This window comes from Peribacillus sp. (genome assembly GCF_059453735.1).
The window spans coordinates 1-15,554 of record NZ_JAZVJO010000152.1 but is presented as its reverse complement, the minus strand read 5'-3'; the positions used below and the strand labels follow the sequence as shown (position 1 = coordinate 15,554).

19 protein-coding genes are annotated in these 15,554 nt (G+C 39.9%); 4 read left to right on the top strand and 15 right to left on the bottom strand.

Annotation, left to right across the window (positions count from 1 at the left end; translation table 11 throughout):
* Positions 1–168: 168 nt before the first annotated feature.
* The 7 genes from AC52RT_RS05290 to spoIIM form a co-directional block, all read right to left on the bottom strand.
* Positions 169–1,473, bottom strand: a complete 1,305-nt coding sequence (locus AC52RT_RS05290; protein ID WP_495539782.1) for a pyrimidine-nucleoside phosphorylase — start codon at positions 1,471–1,473, stop codon at positions 169–171.
* A 51-nt stretch (positions 1,474–1,524) separates the two neighbouring features.
* Positions 1,525–2,337, bottom strand: a complete 813-nt coding sequence (locus AC52RT_RS05285; RefSeq protein WP_495539781.1) for a purine-nucleoside phosphorylase — start codon at positions 2,335–2,337, stop codon at positions 1,525–1,527.
* 12 nt (positions 2,338–2,349) lie between these two features.
* Positions 2,350–3,537, bottom strand: a complete 1,188-nt coding sequence (gene deoB, locus AC52RT_RS05280; RefSeq protein ID WP_495539780.1) for a phosphopentomutase — start codon at positions 3,535–3,537, stop codon at positions 2,350–2,352.
* A gap of 233 nt (positions 3,538–3,770) precedes the next feature.
* Complete coding sequence (gene xerD, locus AC52RT_RS05275) at positions 3,771–4,661, bottom strand: site-specific tyrosine recombinase XerD (RefSeq protein ID WP_495539779.1); 891 nt, start codon at positions 4,659–4,661, stop codon at positions 3,771–3,773.
* 5 nt (positions 4,662–4,666) lie between these two features.
* Positions 4,667–4,861 carry a YqzK family protein gene (locus AC52RT_RS05270; protein ID WP_495539783.1) on the bottom strand — a complete coding sequence of 65 codons (195 nt, stop codon included), beginning with the start codon at positions 4,859–4,861 and terminating at the stop codon, positions 4,667–4,669.
* A 171-nt stretch (positions 4,862–5,032) separates the two neighbouring features.
* Positions 5,033–5,503 carry a ferric iron uptake transcriptional regulator gene (gene fur / locus AC52RT_RS05265; RefSeq protein WP_340846311.1) on the bottom strand — a complete coding sequence of 157 codons (471 nt, stop codon included), beginning with the start codon at positions 5,501–5,503 and terminating at the stop codon, positions 5,033–5,035.
* A 105-nt stretch (positions 5,504–5,608) separates the two neighbouring features.
* Positions 5,609–6,253 (bottom strand): stage II sporulation protein M, encoded by a 645-nt coding sequence (gene spoIIM / locus AC52RT_RS05260; protein WP_495539778.1) that lies wholly within the window; start codon positions 6,251–6,253, stop codon positions 5,609–5,611.
* A gap of 149 nt (positions 6,254–6,402) precedes the next feature.
* On the opposite strand from spoIIM, the gene AC52RT_RS05255 reads away from it, so the two are divergent.
* Positions 6,403–6,969, top strand: coding sequence for a GNAT family N-acetyltransferase (locus tag AC52RT_RS05255; protein WP_495539777.1), 567 nt, complete (start codon positions 6,403–6,405; stop codon positions 6,967–6,969).
* 56 nt (positions 6,970–7,025) lie between these two features.
* Here the strand turns inward: AC52RT_RS05255 and AC52RT_RS05250 are convergent, their stop codons facing one another.
* Together AC52RT_RS05250 and AC52RT_RS05245 are read right to left on the bottom strand one after the other, a co-directional pair.
* Positions 7,026–8,198, bottom strand: a complete 1,173-nt coding sequence (locus AC52RT_RS05250; protein WP_495539776.1) for an endonuclease Q family protein — start codon at positions 8,196–8,198, stop codon at positions 7,026–7,028.
* Between the two features lies 1 nt (position 8,199).
* The gene (locus tag AC52RT_RS05245; protein WP_495539775.1) at positions 8,200–8,751 is read right to left on the bottom strand and encodes an NUDIX domain-containing protein; all 552 of its coding nucleotides are present in this window, start codon (positions 8,749–8,751) and stop codon (positions 8,200–8,202) included.
* A gap of 75 nt (positions 8,752–8,826) precedes the next feature.
* Here AC52RT_RS05245 and mciZ point away from each other — a divergent pair, with 75 nt between their 5' ends.
* Positions 8,827–8,967: a Z-ring formation inhibitor MciZ gene (gene mciZ / locus AC52RT_RS05240; RefSeq protein ID WP_081704902.1), complete on the top strand. Its 141-nt coding sequence runs from the start codon at positions 8,827–8,829 to the stop codon at positions 8,965–8,967.
* 38 nt (positions 8,968–9,005) lie between these two features.
* On the opposite strand, the gene AC52RT_RS05235 is transcribed toward mciZ, so the two are convergent.
* Entirely contained in the window at positions 9,006–9,833 is an 828-nt protein-coding gene (locus tag AC52RT_RS05235; protein WP_495539774.1) for a hypothetical protein, read from the bottom strand.
* A gap of 344 nt (positions 9,834–10,177) precedes the next feature.
* The gene (locus AC52RT_RS05230) at positions 10,178–11,059 is read right to left on the bottom strand and encodes an endonuclease/exonuclease/phosphatase family protein (protein WP_495539773.1); all 882 of its coding nucleotides are present in this window, start codon (positions 11,057–11,059) and stop codon (positions 10,178–10,180) included.
* 205 nt (positions 11,060–11,264) lie between these two features.
* Here AC52RT_RS05230 and AC52RT_RS05225 point away from each other — a divergent pair, with 205 nt between their 5' ends.
* Positions 11,265–12,182, top strand: a complete 918-nt coding sequence (locus tag AC52RT_RS05225; protein WP_495539772.1) for an aldo/keto reductase — start codon at positions 11,265–11,267, stop codon at positions 12,180–12,182.
* Between the two features lie 235 nt (positions 12,183–12,417).
* Here AC52RT_RS05225 and AC52RT_RS05220 read toward each other — a convergent pair whose 3' ends face one another.
* The gene (locus AC52RT_RS05220; protein ID WP_040375022.1) at positions 12,418–12,666 is read right to left on the bottom strand and encodes a YqkE family protein; all 249 of its coding nucleotides are present in this window, start codon (positions 12,664–12,666) and stop codon (positions 12,418–12,420) included.
* 136 nt (positions 12,667–12,802) lie between these two features.
* On the opposite strand from AC52RT_RS05220, the gene AC52RT_RS05215 reads away from it, so the two are divergent.
* Positions 12,803–13,711, top strand: a complete 909-nt coding sequence (locus AC52RT_RS05215; RefSeq protein ID WP_495539771.1) for an alpha/beta hydrolase — start codon at positions 12,803–12,805, stop codon at positions 13,709–13,711.
* A gap of 40 nt (positions 13,712–13,751) precedes the next feature.
* Here AC52RT_RS05215 and AC52RT_RS05210 read toward each other — a convergent pair whose 3' ends face one another.
* The 3 genes from AC52RT_RS05210 to AC52RT_RS05200 all read right to left on the bottom strand — a co-directional run.
* A complete protein-coding gene (locus AC52RT_RS05210) occupies positions 13,752–14,081 on the bottom strand; it encodes an iron-sulfur cluster biosynthesis family protein (protein WP_495539770.1) in 330 nt (109 codons plus the stop codon).
* A gap of 71 nt (positions 14,082–14,152) precedes the next feature.
* Positions 14,153–14,485 (bottom strand): YolD-like family protein, encoded by a 333-nt coding sequence (locus AC52RT_RS05205; RefSeq protein ID WP_495539769.1) that lies wholly within the window; start codon positions 14,483–14,485, stop codon positions 14,153–14,155.
* A 17-nt stretch (positions 14,486–14,502) separates the two neighbouring features.
* On the bottom strand, positions 14,503–15,554 hold a 1,052-nt coding region (locus tag AC52RT_RS05200), incomplete at its 5' end, for a DinB/UmuC family translesion DNA polymerase (RefSeq protein ID WP_495539768.1).

The following is a 15,554-nucleotide window of genomic DNA, read 5'->3' as shown; positions in this document are numbered from 1 at the left end:
ATAAACCCATTTTTATACAATAAAATTGGAATATTGCCTTTCCCTTTTAAAGCCTGAGTTCCTAAGTTTAGAGATGAAACAGCAACGGCGTTTTAAGCAAATAAAAAAAGCCAATTTCCCAAAGATAGAATGAAACATCCTATCTTAGGAAATTGGCTATACATAATCTTATTCAGTAATTGATTGATGAATCAATACAGGTTTTTCAACTTTCTCACTTGAAAGGATAATGTTTTCATATAATTTCTCTTTTACTGCCGACACATCTTCAAAGTTACTGTAAATCGTTACAAGTGAATCACCTTTTTTAACTTGATCACCAATTTTTTTACGTAACATCAAACCTGCTGCCAAGTCAATAACGGAATCTTTCGTAGCGCGTCCTGCACCAAGAATCATTGCAGCTGTACCTACTTCGTCAGCAACGATTTCAGAAACATATCCATCTTCCTTCGCTTCCAGCTCAAATGTATATTTTGCTTGAGGAAGTTCTTCCGGACGATCTACTACAGATGCATCGCCGCCTTGTGCTGCAAGGAAGACTTTGAATGATTCAAGTGCACTTCCATCTGCAATAGCTTTTTCAAGCATCGCACGTGCTTCTTCTAATGAATCCGCTTTTTTAGCCAGATAAACCATGTTGCTTCCAAGCGTTAGTGATAGTTCAGTTAAATCTTCTGGACCTTCGCCTTTTAGAGTATCAATCGCTTCTTTCACTTCTAGCGCGTTTCCGATAGCAAATCCAAGCGGTTGGCTCATATCAGAGATAATTGCCATTGTTTGACGACCGACATTGTTACCAATGCTCACCATCGCTTTTGCTAGTGCTACTGAATCATCAATCGTTTTCATAAATGCTCCTGCTCCTGTTTTAACATCAAGAACAATTGCATCCGCACCAGCGGCAATTTTCTTACTCATGATTGAGCTTGAAATCAAAGCGATACTATCAACTGTTGCAGTAACATCGCGTAATGCATAAAGTTTCTTATCAGCTGGAGTTAAGTTGCCACTTTGACCAATTACAGCTAGTTTATTTTTGTTTACTAGACGAATGAATTCATCATTTTCAATTTCAACGTGGAAACCTTCAACTGATTCAAGCTTATCAATTGTACCACCCGTATGCCCAAGTCCACGGCCAGACATTTTAGCTACCGGTACACCAACTGCTGCTACCAACGGTCCAAGTACTAACGTTGTTGTATCACCAACTCCGCCTGTACTATGTTTATCTACCTTAATACCTTCAATTGCTGTTAAATCAATGGTATCTCCAGAATTAACCATCGCCATTGTTAAGTCTGCACGTTCTTGTTCATTCATTCCTTTAAAATAAATAGCCATTGAAAGAGCACTCATTTGATAATCTGGAATTGTTCCTTCAGTGAAACCATCAATAATAAATTGAATTTCTTCTTTAGTTAATACATATCCATCACGTTTTTTTGCTATTAAGTCTACCATTCTCATTAGTAAGCCACCACTTTTTCTTTAAATTTGTATGTCTGATTTTGAAAGGACTTAAATCTTTTCTACAATTTGTTTAATAAAGCTTTTGAAACTTGCTTTTACTAGTTCAGTCGTTTCAATCACTTCTTCGTGTGACAACGGTTGATCTAGGATTCCTGCAGCCATATTTGTGATACAGGAAATCCCTAATACCTCCATACCACAATGTCCAGCTACAATTACTTCAGGTACAGTGGACATACCAACTGCATCTCCGCCGATTACACGCGCAAAGCGAATTTCGGCAGGGGTTTCATAGGTTGGCCCCGTGTTACCGACATACACGCCTTCTTTTATATTTAGTTCAAGATCAGCAGCTACTTCTTTCGCTTTCTTACGCAGCGATTTACTGTAAGCCTCTGACATATCCGGGAATCGTGGTCCAAATCGTTCATCGTTGGCGCCGATTAGCGGATTCGTTCCCATATTGTTAATATGATCCGTAATAATCATTAAATCTCCCGGTTTAAATGCTTCATTTACACCGCCGGCAGCATTCGTAACGACTAACTTTTCCACGCCGAGCAGCTTCATAACCCGAACTGGGAAGGTAACCATATCCATATTGTAGCCTTCATAGAAATGAAAACGGCCCTGCATCGCTACAACTTTTTTCCCGCTTAGCTCACCAATAATTAGTTTACCGGCATGTCCTGAAACAGTTGATACCGGAAACTCAGGAATCTCTTCATAAGCTAGGACAACTGGATTTTCTATATCGTCTGCTAATACACCGAGTCCCGACCCTAAAATCAAGCCAATTTCTGGTGTTCCCTTGATTTTGCTCCGTATAAAGGATGCAGCTTTTTCAAGATTTTCATACATGGAAACCACTCCTTATTTAAGATCAGTTAAAATATTCTTACCGTATACAGGCATCTTCACATTGAAGTTAGCCGCAACCGTCGCACCGATATCTGCAAAGGTATCTCTGATCGGCAATTCTTGTCCTTGTTCAAAACGTTTTGAGTACATAAGTAATGGAACGTACTCTCTTGTATGATCTGTTCCTGCGTGGACTGGATCGTTCCCGTGATCGGCAGTGATGATGACTAAGTCATCTTCGGTTACTTTTTCAATCACTTCGGCCATTCTCTCATCGAATTCCTCTAGTGCTTTACCATAACCTTCTGGATCGCGGCGATGTCCAAATAACGCATCGAAATCAACTAAATTCAAGAAACTTAAGCCAGTGAAGTCCTGATCAATGGTCTGTAATAATTTGTCCATACCATCCATATTAGAAACGGTTCTCAGCGATTCAGTTACACCTTCGCCGTCAAAAATATCCGAAATTTTTCCAATCGCTAATACATCAAACCCACTGTCTTTTAATTCATCCATGACCGTACGGTTGAATGGTTTCAAGGCGTAGTCGTGACGATTTGATGTCCGTTTGAAATTACCTGGTTCACCAAGGAATGGTCTAGCAATAACCCGTCCCACTTTAAATTGATCCTGCATAGTAAGTTCACGAGCTATTTCACAAATTTTATATAGTTCATCTAATGGGACTACTTCCTCATGCGCAGCAATCTGTAATACAGAATCGGCCGACGTATAGACAATCAGCGCTCCCGTTTTCAGATGTTCAGCACCCAGTTCATCAAGAATTTCTGTGCCACTCGCAGGTTTATTTCCAATAACCGGACGACCTGTTTTTGCTTCAAGCTCATGAATCAATAATTCTGGAAAGCCATCTGGAAATACTTGAAACGGTGTACTGATATTAAGGCCCATGATTTCCCAATGGCCAGTCATCGTATCTTTTCCATTAGAGGCTTCCTTCATTTTGGTGAAATAAGCTTGCGGAGCAACCGCTTTTTCTATTCCTTTAATTTGACGGATATTACTTAAGCCAAGCTTGCCTAAATTCGGCATCTTCAACCCATTCATTCTCTCCGCAATATGCCCTAATGTATCAGAGCCCTTATCTCCAAAATCTTCTGCATCTGGAGCCTCGCCAATTCCTACTGAATCCATTACGATTACAAATATACGCTTAAACGCTTTGTCTTCTCTCATTGATTAATTGACCTCCCAATTATACTAGTTAATAAAACAACTTATAGAATTCATATTCCCCTTATCACAGGTGAATTAACCTTAAAAAACTTTCAACCGATTTTTGATGTCGGAAGTCTGACATCTTTATTGTAAACGGTTTCGATTGGTTCTTCAATGATTATCTCCTATCCATTAAAAGAAATAGAAACAAATATTTTATTTCTTTCTATTCCTTCTAAACTATCATCCTATCAGGCACGAGGATGAAACTTCTTGTACACATCCTTTAATCGGACATTGGTAACATGGGTATAAATTTGAGTTGTTGAGATATCAGCATGACCTAACATTTCCTGTACGGCGCGTAGATCGGCACCATTGGTTAACAAATGAGTAGCAAAAGAATGACGCAAGGTATGCGGAGTCAACTCTTTCTCTATCCGAGCATCCTTAGAAAGTTTCTTAAGAATTTTCCAGAATCCTTGTCTCGTTAACCGATTTCCATGATGATTTAAGAAAAGGGAATCTGTTTTATGCTCACTTTGTAACTTAAGTCGTCCATTTAGTAAATATTCCTCAATCGCTTCAAGTGCTGTATGACCAATCGGAATAATCCGTTCTTTATTTCCCTTACCTATACAACGGACAAATCCCATTGTCGCATGAATATCACTCATATCTAAATTGATTAATTCACTCACACGCATGCCTGTGGCATAAAGGAGTTCAAGCATCGCTTTATCCCTAAATCCAAATTCATTCGTAAGTTTCGGAGCTTCGAGCAAGGCTTCCACTTCTTCCAAACTAAGAACTTTTGGAAGACTTCTTTCCTGTTTAGGTGATTCTATATGTATGGTAGGATCTTGCTCAGTAATCTTTTCACGTATAAGAAACTGATGAAAAGACCGCAATGAAGCAATGTGACGAGCCAGTGTCTTTGGTGATTTCCCCTGATCCTTTAATCTTGCTAAGAATTGAATAATTGAAACCCGACGGACTTCATTCCAGGTATTCAGCTGTTCAACATTCTTCATATAAGCTAAATATGATTTTAAATCCCGCTCATATGAGATGAGCGTGTTTTTTGCCAAGCCCTTCTCAACTGTTAAAAAGTGGATAAAATCTCTTATATGATCTATCATATACATTACTCCCCGTCTAAATAAAGCAGCATCAATCTGCTCAGCCAGGTTTCTTCTTCAGAGTCCCCAGCCTTCATCACTTTTATCGCTGCACCTTTAGGTTCGCTATAACGCTGGTACCCTTCATATTCCTGATTTAACCATACCATTCCTAAATAAAAAAGAACAGTAAAGCACACAAAAAGTAACAAAACCTTCATAATTTGAAAAAATAAATTAACCGAGGTTTTCATCCCTACATCCCCTTATAAACTCTTTTCTACAATCTATGCCCGATTGGTCCAAGTTTATACATGAAGAAAAATGAAACCTCTCTCTTATTAGCTTAATAAAAAACAAAAACCTTCTCCACGGGGAAAAGGTCAAGTGTATTATTCAGTATCCGATTCTGATTCGATATCTGGTTTATCGTGACATCTATGGCAAATGCCATGAAAGGTTAATCTATGATCTTTTATCTTGAAGTTCCAATCACGTTCAACAATTGCTTCAACATCTTCAAGTAAATCGTCTTGAATTTCATCGACTGCGCCACACTCAACACAAACAAGATGGTGGTGAAAATGAGCCGCTCCTTCTTGTCTTAAATCATAACGGGATACTCCATCACCAAAGTTAATTTTATCAACAATTTTCAATTCAGTTAACAGTTCTAAAGTCCGGTATACAGTTGCTAAACCAATCTCCGGCGACTTTTCTTTGACCAAGAGGTAAACGTCTTCAGCGCTTAAATGATCCTCTTCGTGTTCAAGTAAGACGCGGACGGTCGCTTCTCGCTGGGGTGTTAGTTTATAACTGGACGAGTGCAACTGCTTTTTAATTCTCTCAATTCTATTTTCCATTGTATTTCCCTCCCGCGCCGCTATCCTTACCATTATATCAAAAGAGGGAAAAGTGTCAAAATACAATTAGAGTTCATCGATTTTTTTTTACAACACCGACTTCTCTTATTTACTTAGGAAACTAACAACACTTTTCATAAGCGGAGGTGACAGATAAGCTTCTACCGCTCCAGCAGCAACCAAAAATAAAACAGCGGTAATAAAAGAATACAGGTAGCGGTAAACAAACGGTTTTAGTGGTTCCCTAGACTGCTTCAAAAAAATTCGGCGAATCATTTTTATTGATAAGGAAACAGCCATTGCAGCAATAACAATAAAGACAGGAACAATCAAGATGTTTTGAGGCAGAATCGAAACGAATGACAACAAAAATCCGCTCCAGCCCATTTGATTCACTAGAAATCCGACCGTAAATCCGACCACCACTCCCTTTAAGAATAAAAGGATCAGGATAACCGGCAGCCCAATGACTGAAATACCTAGAATCCAGATTACGGCTATATACTTTATATTATGAGCCGCACTTTGTACGAACATATCTTGGCTGCTGGCCATATTGTTCTCCGAAACTTGTCCGAAAAATTGAGATAAATAATAAAACAAATCTTCTTTTTGAGTAAAACTAAGACTATTCACTAGAATTGCTCCAAAGATTACCCCCATTAAAAAGAGGACGGTAATGAACAGATAAAGTGAGGAATGATCGGTTACGTGTTTTACGGCGAATTTGGCTGCAGTTTTTTTCTTCATTTATCTTCCTCCCATTGATTGCTTACTAAATAGTATGTAGAATCCTTTTCTTTATGACAGTGAACTTTTCTAGGAAGCGATTTCTGTTCATCCCTACCTTTCTCTATGTTATAATATTCATACTATTTAGTTAAAAGAGAGGTATATAGATGAATGCCATTTTGAAAGAATTTCCAGAAGTAATTGAAGCGGAACGAATCTATCTTCGTCCATGCCGACGGGAGGACAGCCAAGCGGTCAATGCGGCAATCCAAGCATCACAGCAAGAATTAATGCAATGGCTGGCATTTGCCAAAACCGTAGCGACCGTTGAAGAAACTGCGGAGAATCTTATTCAGTCACAAGCGGATTTTATCCTGCGCAAAGATTTGCGCTTCCTTATCTTTCGCAAAGAAGATGATGTATTTATCGGATCAACAGGTCTTCACCGTATCAATTGGGACATCCCTAAATTTGAAATAGGCTATTGGATTGACACTCAATACAGCAAGCAGGGCTATATCACAGAATCTACAAAGGCACTGACCGATTTTGCTTTTGAACAGTTAGGCGCCAAACGAATCGAAATCCGCTGCGATTCAAAAAACACAGAAAGTCGCCGGATCCCTGAGAAACTAGGTTATACCCTTGAAGGTATCCTCCGCTCTGACAGTCTAAGTGTGGATGGATCCGTTCGTGATACATGTATATTTGCGAAAACAACCGCAGGCAATTAAACATTGTAAAAAGGCTGTCGAGTATTAGTCGACAGCCAAGCATTCGCACTTCATATTTATGTTGATTTGATTTTCCCATATTTACCTCCGCCCCCGGCTGTAAAGGTCAAAAGTCCCTTTCTGGCGAGATCGATAAAAACGGCTGTTTTTTCTGAAACGACTTGCTGTAACTGATTTACCGTAACTTCATGAAGAATATTCATTTCCGTACCGAATACCCCAAGCAGACGTTCGAACGTTTTTGGACCGAGTCCTGGAATAAAATCAAGGGGTACTTGATGGACATAAGCTGGGCGATTTCGATGTGATTTTTCCACTGATAAGCCCGCGATTTCTTTTATCCGATTTGCCACACCATTAATAATGCTTTTACTTCCACAGGCTGAACAAAGTGAACCCACAGCTCCCGGCTGCAAGCATTTACGGCAAACCGTTTGATGGTATTTTCCCAGTTCAGGATTCAGCCCGTAATTGACAGCAATTTTCCTTCCCTCTATTTCCTTTAAGGCCTTTTCTAATTCAAAAAAGCTCGGTTGCTTCAACTCCATCTTTTGATATTCTCTGGCAATTTTCGCAAGTGAATGTGCATCAGAATTCGTTAGAAAAACGTAGGGATCCAGCTCATTAATTTCCCGGGCCATAGTCGTATCAGAACTTAATCCTAATTCAATCCCATCAATTAGGTTCGGATTAAATACTTCAGTCAGGCTGAATTCGACACCTTTCCCATATAAACTTTTAAATGGGGTAAATACATGTGCTGGAATGAACAGTCCGCCTAGCTCTTTTGTTTTTTCCTGCAGCATGATGCCCTCACAATAAATCCGCTGTGAACTCAAATGGATATTTTTCATATAGTTCCTCATCCAAGCGGATAATTCCTTCATTGCGTCTAATGTAGGCATATATACAAGAACATGAATTGGACCTTGGCAGTACTGGTCATAGATCTCTATCTCTGAACCAAGAATCAATACCGTCTGTCCAAATTTTAACCCGCCCTCTTCAAGCTCTACCATCTCTTCTTTATCAATGAGCAGCTCTAGTTCTTCAATTACTTCCGGAGAATGGCAGTCAATAACCCCTACCATATCGAGACCCTTACGTTCACTAGCCATTTTTAAAACATTCCGGAGTGTCAGTGAACGGGCTCCTGTAATTTTCACCGCTCTCCCCAGATGTGTCCTGCCGATATGAATATGAAGATCGACATAATAGTCCTTCATCATTTTAGTGTTCTAACGCATTTTTCAACTGTAAATACTGCACAGCATAAGCGGTTTTCGCATCTGCAATTTTTCCTTCCTCAATAAACTGCTGAGCTTCTTCAACCGTAAGCTCAATTACTTCAACAAATTCATCCTCATCACAGTCCGCCGGATTTTCCTTTTTTGTTAAACCAGTTGCTACAAACAAATGAACCAATTCATCAGCAAAACCTGGTGATGTATAGAAAGAGATCAAATGCTTCATTTCAGCGCTTTCATACCCAGTTTCTTCCTCTAATTCTCTTTCAGCACTCCGCAGCGGTTCCTCTCCCGGTTCCAATTTCCCTGCAGGGATCTCAACGAGACTCCTCTCCATCGCCTTTCGATATTGCTCAACCATAATCATTTTGCCTTCATCAGTAATCGCAATGACTGCAACTGCTCCGGGGTGCTTAATAATTTCCCGTTTACCTGTTTTTCCGTTTGGCAATTGCACTTCATCAACCTGAAGACTAATCACCCTCCCCTTAAAAAGCGTTTCACTCGACAATGTTTTTTCTTCAAACTTCTTCATTTTAGCCACTCCTTGTTCTAAAAATAGATATTTTTCCATACATTTTATCACATTAGGACTAGGAGGTACCTGTTTATGAAGGTGTATGTCTTAGAAAAAAGCATTGTCCTGTCGGGAAAGTGTTGGGAAGTACAGCAAAAGCTGAAGGAATATCAGAAACATTATTACTATGTCCATGACTGGATATCCGCAATTCATTCAAACAAGGAAAAATAACTCAAAGAAAAAGACAGCGAATCAACGGCTGTCTTTTTTCACCTTATCTGTATTTTCAAATAAAGTCGATCATCAAAGGACCGATTCCCTTTGATCAGTCCCTTCGACGATTTATACTGCCTAAAACACAAGGGATCTTCTTGTAGTATTTTTCGTAAACACTCTTCCGTTTCCTCAAGCGTAGATGTTAGCAGGGGGTATCCATCTGAAGCTAAAATGAGTTCTTCTGTTTCAGCGGGTACGTTTATCACTTTTACAGCCGATGGATCAATGGAATACCCATTTACGACTGCAAATCCATACTGATTAGCTGAATCATTTTGCAAATAATATTGTTGTTGAATAAGCGGCTGAATATATTCCCATCCTGTATCACGGATTAGCAGCTCTTCTATCGTTTTCCCCTTCTTTATTTCTGCTTCCAAGTACATGGATCTAGCATTTGCACTAATGCTGTCAATTTCCTTTTCATTTTTAAATAGATTGCCATTCATCAATAATTGGCAATCACCGATTTGCCAGACTTCATGATAAAAACTGCTATAAACAATTAAGCTTGCGGACGGAGCCATCCATCTCTCTTTTTCAATTTCTTGAATCAGGTCATATTCATTATAAGCTTGCTGCATATTTTTATTAATTGCCTCCAGCATCCGCTCAAGATTCGTTTGTGGTGGCAGGGTACTAACTGTTTCTTTAATGATTTCGGCGGCAAATCGGCCCGGTGCTTTTCCTTGAATCAATTTTCTTGTTACATTTGTTGCACCGTCCACTACCATGGCAAAATCGTCATTACAAAAAGATAAATCTTCACATTTCTCAGGATTCCCTAATTTACCTTCGCTAAAGTTCACTAGTATTCTCATAAATATCACCTCTTCATTCATCAGTAACTTGATTCCATCTCATTTCATCCTCAGAGGATAAATCAAAGCCCTGTTTACCTAAGCTTTGTTCGAATTACACAATACGGAAAGTTGATACAAATGAAGTGGTACTTAGTGCAGGACAACTGCTAAAGGAGCCATCAACAGGCAAGGGGCTGACTTTTTCTTTAGAAAGTTCAGAAGACTTTTGGTAGGTGAACACACCTAATACAATAAGAGGAACGAAAGCTGAAATAATAAAAAAAATCATTAACCGCGTTTGAAAGGATAGATTCATAAATTTTGCATACATGGATATCACCTTTTCTATGACGTTCTACTAATTATATCATCCAAAATAAGTAAAAAACGGTTCCTTGGTAGGAAACCGTTTTAACTTTACTCAATTTAATTGTTGTAATAATTGGCAGGTGATCGGAGGCTTCTGTGAATAATACTCGTTGATTCGCAATGTTTATAAAATCACTGGTGAAAATATAGTCAATTTGCTTAATCGGGTTTGGGACTGGAAACGTATAGGGTGCTTCTATTCCAGAAAAACTGTCGATAAATTTAGACCCAGTTAAAAGCTTCTGGATTTCAGCTGTTTCAGGTGTTGTATTAAAATCTCCCATTAAAACGGATGGTCCTTCAAACTTATTGCTCTCTGTGATAATCTCTTTAATCTGGGTGGTTCTGCTCGCTTCATCTAAGCCTAAATGTGTATTGTAGACTTGAACATGATAGCCTTTAACATTGACTGTCGCATGCAGCAGTCCGCGCTGTTCACCTACACTAGTGAGAAACGTATTTCTTGATTTAATAATTGGGTATTTACTTATGATAGCTGTCCCATATTCTCTTCGCTTGGTATCCCCACTATTCGGTTCCAAATTCAAATTCGCTCCATATACATAGTGATTGTAGCCCAGTAATTTCGCGATTTTTTTTGTTTGATCCTCAAAGTTACTTCGAGCACCATAATGTTTATCAACTTCCTGTAAGCCGATGATTTCTGCCCCATTCTCTTTGATCACATTGGCAATTCGCCCTAAGTCAAGCTGACTATCTGTTCCTACTCCATGGTGAATATTATAAGACATAATATTCACTGGGATAGTCTCTTTTCCTTTCCCTGAAGGATTTGTTTCTGCACCTGCAGTTGGTACAAGCGGTGAGAAGGTAAATAAGAGGCTGAATACGATTAACATGATTAATTTTTTCATTTCTAATCTCCTTTCCCTAATTATTTTTATCTTATCTATCTTCTCCATTCCTATCAATGCACTATTATTGATAGATTGTTCTGTATTTTTCTGAATATAAGTAAAATTCACGATTTAACTTCTTTATATACGGCAAATTCTTTGAGTGTATTCCTAAACTCCTTTACAATGAACGTATATATACATGCTAAAGGAGTGAGTGTTTGTGAAAAAACGTCAGTTAGGAAATTCAAGTCTCCAAGTATCAGAAATTGGACTCGGCTGTATGTCTCTTGGTAAGGACGCTGCACATGCGGAAACGATTATCTCTGCTGCTCTCGAAGAAGGCATTAACTATTTTGACACGGCCGATCTTTATGACTTTGGCGTCAATGAAAAAATCGTAGGTCAGGCTTTGAAACACGTTCGAGACGAAGTGATCATTGCCACGAAGGTTGGAAATCGCTGGAATGAAGCACATGATAATGTGAAATGGGATGCCTCAGCTGCTTACATCAAAAGTGCCGTAAAGGACAGCTTAAGCCGTCTCGGTACAGATTATATCGATTTTTACCAGCTTCATGGCGGAATGATTGAAGATAATATAGAAGAAAGTATTTCGGCTTTTGAGGAATTAAAAAAAGAAGGCTTGATTCGCTATTACGGAATCTCTTCCATTCGTCCCAATGTGATCAAGAAATATGCGGCTGACTCTGCAATTCAAGCGGTCATGATGCAGTATAGTCTCCTTGATCGCCGTCCAGAGGAATGGCAGCACCTGCTTGAAGAGAACCAAATCAGCCTTATTGCCAGAGGCCCAGTTGCTAAAGGTCTTCTCAGCAAAAAAATGCTGACGAAAGCATCCAACAACGTCAAAGAAAAGGGCTATCTTGATTACAGCTATGAAGAATTGGCTGCCTTGCTTCCTACTATTCAAGAAACTCTGCCGCGGCCGCTTACGGAAACCGCCCTGCAATATGTACTTGCCCATCCATCGGTCGCAACCGTAGTTGCTGGAGCCAGCTCCGTTGAACAGCTTCGCGAAAACTGCCAAGCTGTCCGCAGCCTTCCACTTACGGAGGAAGAACTTGCTGCTCTTAAAAAGCTAACGAAGGAAAACGTCTATACCTCACACAGGGACTAATACACATGTTCGAACCACACTCAGGCTGTCGAGAAACCTCGACAGCCTTATTTTAACAGTGACTTACCCTTACGTTCACCACGATATTTCCCTTCGCCCCAAAAAAGTCCGAAGCGCACACAACCTAGCCGGTTCCACACATAACCGCTCCCAAGGTTGCTTAAAAAGGGGGGGGCTCATAAATATACTTCCCCCCACAAAAAAATTGCAGAGAAAATTCTCTACAATCTTAGGATTACTTATATTTTTTCCAGTCTAAATTACTCTCTCCAAGCAGCTCTTCAAACGATTTGTTTTTTTCGCGTAATCTACGCTCTTCCCGTTTTTTTTCTTCTTCAGCTTCTTTTTTTACTTGTTCTGCCTGCGATAGTTCTTTTTGTGTTTCACGAAGTTTTGCTAGGATATCTGAATTAATCATATCACCGAGTTTCGGAGACGTATCTTCCTGTTTTTTTTGTGGCATCCGTTGTTGCTTTTTCTTCATATTTTGCCCCTCCTTGCCTTCTATCCTTCTATTATATCATGGCAACAGTGAGACGATTCACCACTTTTTCCCGATTTGGAGTTTCCATTCTCAGATGGTAGGATAAGGTAAAATAACTTTTTTCAGGAGGATCCTCATGAAGAATTGGTGGATAGCAGCTGCTGGCCTTACTGCTGCTTATACAGTCGGTATTGGTGTTTATTTTTCAAATCAAATTATGTACATGAAGAAAAAGGAAGATGACTTTATTAAAAACCGTGAAATCACGGCAAAGAGACTTGATCTTGCTGCTTTTACAAGGTTGCCGCAAACAGAGCACCTTATCTTTTCTCCAGCAGGCTATACGGTTAAAGCCATTTTTGTAGAACCCTATCAACATAATAAATGGGTCATTATTTGCCACGGAGTGACTGAAAACAAAACCAATTCCATTAAATATATGAACCTTTTTCTAAAATTAGGATTCAATGCGGTCATTTATGACCATCGCCGTCATGGAGAGTCAGGCGGAAAGACTAGCTCCTATGGTCATTATGAGAAAGATGATCTTAAAGCGATTATTGATGAACTGAAGAAACAAAAAGGAGATCATCTTATCCTTGGCATACATGGAGAATCAATGGGTGCCGTCAGCATGCTGCTTTACGCAGGAATGATTGAAGACAGCGCCGATTTTTACATTGCCGACTGTCCATTCTCCGATTTCGAAGAATTGTTGACCTATCAGCTTCAAGAAAAAATCCCGTTTCCAAACAGGACCGTTCTTCCTATCGGCCGATTCTTCATCCGGCTGCGTGACGGCTACTGGACTAGTGAAGTCTCACCGCAACAGCATATCCAAAAGATAAAAAAGCCCGTTCTCTTTATTCACAGCGAACCGGATACCTTTATTCCACCATCCATGACAAAAGAATTGTACGAGCTAAAGCTAGGACCTAAGCAGCTCTACCTCGCTCCCCGTGGAGCACATGCCCAGTCCTATATTGAAAACACGGAGGAATACGAAAAAGTTGTTTCGCAATTTATTGATCAGTATGTATTGTAATAAAGCGCCGTGCCTAATTCTTGGCCGGCGCTCTATTACGTTATTTTTTACGATTCATAAAACTTAACCGCGGATTCAACATTTGATTAGGGCTTTTAAGCTGAAAGCTATTAACTGATGGTACGAAATCAATTTTCAACTCGTCATCCATAAATATCATCTTGGATTTTTCAACATACACTGGCATAAGATTTGTTGAGATTTCAACGTCTTCCTTTTCATCAAGTTCATCCATGAGCCATAATGCTGTTACTCCGTTCATTACACATCCGTTACCCTCTGTATCATATTTCAATAGAAGATAACCTTCTCTATCGGCAATCTTCTCTGTTATCTTTTCAATAGCTGATTCTGTCCACTCTATTTTCATATGAATACCTCCTGTAATTTCTTAAGTATAAAGGAAGTATTCCTCACTGTTAACTTTTCAGCCTGCTTCAGTTAATCTGTAAACCGAATATCAACCATTCTGTTGAGGGCAATGTAGTGGGGCTGCTCAAAACGATCAATGACATGCAGTTTTTGCTGTGTTTCATTATAGTAGTGGATAGTACCGATCAGCAGCTGATAACGCCGCTGCTCATAATACGTAATGGTCACGGTCTTTCCCGTTTCCATTGCTTCTCCCATTGTCATATTCATTTCTTCGAGCTGTTGTTCGTCAAGCAGCCGTTCACTTTCATAGGAGTCTTCATGCGCCCATTCCCGGAGCATTGTAACGTGTTCTGGCAGCATCATTGCTGTCCATTTCATTCGTCCACGATCTTTCAGCATGGTGTATCCTCCTTAATTTATGCCTTATGTCCGCCGAGCAGTTTACTTCGGTATACAGCCGTTCCTGCATCTGTATATGAGACAGCCCGCAGTAACGCTTTTGAGCCATATCTCGTACGAATTCGGTCAACCGTATAGCCTAGTTCACGTTTTTTCCAGCGCGATTTATCAAATAAACTAAGCTGCATTTCATTATCATCAACGATACTAGAAAGCGTAACTGCAATACTCCGTACCGTTTTACCACAGTAATTTTCTTTAAACAGCTGCAGGCAGACCCTATATAAATCCATGGTGATATTTGTCGGATCGTCAATGGATCTCGAGCGCTGAAAACCGCCGCCGAATTCATCTTGACTATACCCAATACCAAGACTAATCGTTCGCCCGGCTTTTGAGTGTGTACGTGCTCGTCTCGCCACTTCCTCGCATATTTCGAGAATCACCTGTTTGATTTCCTTCTCTTCCTTATAATCCCGCAGTAAAATTTGACTCTTGCCAAAACTGACCTGCCCTTCCATAATAGGCGCTCCTATTTCTGAGAGATCAATTCCCCAAGCATGGTAATAAAGTTGATTTCCCATGACGCCGAATTTTTTTTCAAGCATTTCCAGGCTATAGTGTGCAAGTTGTTTGACCGTGAAGATTCCCATTCCGTTTAGGGTTTTCTGGAGCCTGCTGCCAATCCCCCACATTTTATTAAGGGGCGAAACAGGCCAAAGCTTTGACGGTACATCCTCGTACGTCCATTCCGCAATCCCTGTATGCTTAGCATCCAAATCTAGACATAGCTTTGCCAATAACATATTCGGCCCAATGCCAATTGCACAAGAAAGTTGAAATTCCCGTTCAATTTCATCTTTAATCTTCACAGCAATCGTACGAGCATCTCCCCATAGCGAAGTGGCTCCGTCAACTCGAATAAAGCTTTCATCTACACTGTAGACATGAATGGCTTCCATTGGAACATACCGGTGAAACAAGCGGGTAATTTCGGTTGATACCCTCATATAGGTCGCCATTTTAGGTTCTTCTACCAAAATCCGCGGATCATTGGGGATCTCAAACA

Bases quoted from the DNA above. Each gene is read 5' to 3' on its own strand.
- mciZ (WP_081704902.1), top strand. From the start codon at position 8,827: ATGAAGGTGTATGTCTTAGAAAAAAGCATTGTCCTGTCGGGAAAGTGT.
- AC52RT_RS05230 (WP_495539773.1), bottom strand. From the start codon at position 11,059: ATGAAAAAATTAATCATGTTAATCGTATTCAGCCTCTTATTTACCTTC.
- xerD (WP_495539779.1), bottom strand. From the start codon at position 4,661: ATGATAGATCATATAAGAGATTTTATCCACTTTTTAACAGTTGAGAAG.
- AC52RT_RS05215 (WP_495539771.1), top strand. From the start codon at position 12,803: ATGAAGAATTGGTGGATAGCAGCTGCTGGCCTTACTGCTGCTTATACA.
- deoB (WP_495539780.1), bottom strand. From the start codon at position 3,537: ATGAGAGAAGACAAAGCGTTTAAGCGTATATTTGTAATCGTAATGGAT.
- AC52RT_RS05220 (WP_040375022.1), bottom strand. From the start codon at position 12,666: ATGAAGAAAAAGCAACAACGGATGCCACAAAAAAAACAGGAAGATACG.
- fur (WP_340846311.1), bottom strand. From the start codon at position 5,503: ATGGAAAATAGAATTGAGAGAATTAAAAAGCAGTTGCACTCGTCCAGT.
- AC52RT_RS05245 (WP_495539775.1), bottom strand. From the start codon at position 8,751: ATGAAGAAGTTTGAAGAAAAAACATTGTCGAGTGAAACGCTTTTTAAG.
- AC52RT_RS05255 (WP_495539777.1), top strand. From the start codon at position 6,403: ATGAATGCCATTTTGAAAGAATTTCCAGAAGTAATTGAAGCGGAACGA.
- AC52RT_RS05210 (WP_495539770.1), bottom strand. From the start codon at position 14,081: ATGAAAATAGAGTGGACAGAATCAGCTATTGAAAAGATAACAGAGAAG.
- AC52RT_RS05290 (WP_495539782.1), bottom strand. From the start codon at position 1,473: ATGAGAATGGTAGACTTAATAGCAAAAAAACGTGATGGATATGTATTA.
- AC52RT_RS05205 (WP_495539769.1), bottom strand. From the start codon at position 14,485: ATGCTGAAAGATCGTGGACGAATGAAATGGACAGCAATGATGCTGCCA.
- AC52RT_RS05235 (WP_495539774.1), bottom strand. From the start codon at position 9,833: ATGAGAATACTAGTGAACTTTAGCGAAGGTAAATTAGGGAATCCTGAG.
- AC52RT_RS05270 (WP_495539783.1), bottom strand. From the start codon at position 4,861: ATGAAGGTTTTGTTACTTTTTGTGTGCTTTACTGTTCTTTTTTATTTA.
- AC52RT_RS05250 (WP_495539776.1), bottom strand. From the start codon at position 8,198: ATGATGAAGGACTATTATGTCGATCTTCATATTCATATCGGCAGGACA.
- spoIIM (WP_495539778.1), bottom strand. From the start codon at position 6,253: ATGAAGAAAAAAACTGCAGCCAAATTCGCCGTAAAACACGTAACCGAT.
- AC52RT_RS05285 (WP_495539781.1), bottom strand. From the start codon at position 2,337: ATGTATGAAAATCTTGAAAAAGCTGCATCCTTTATACGGAGCAAAATC.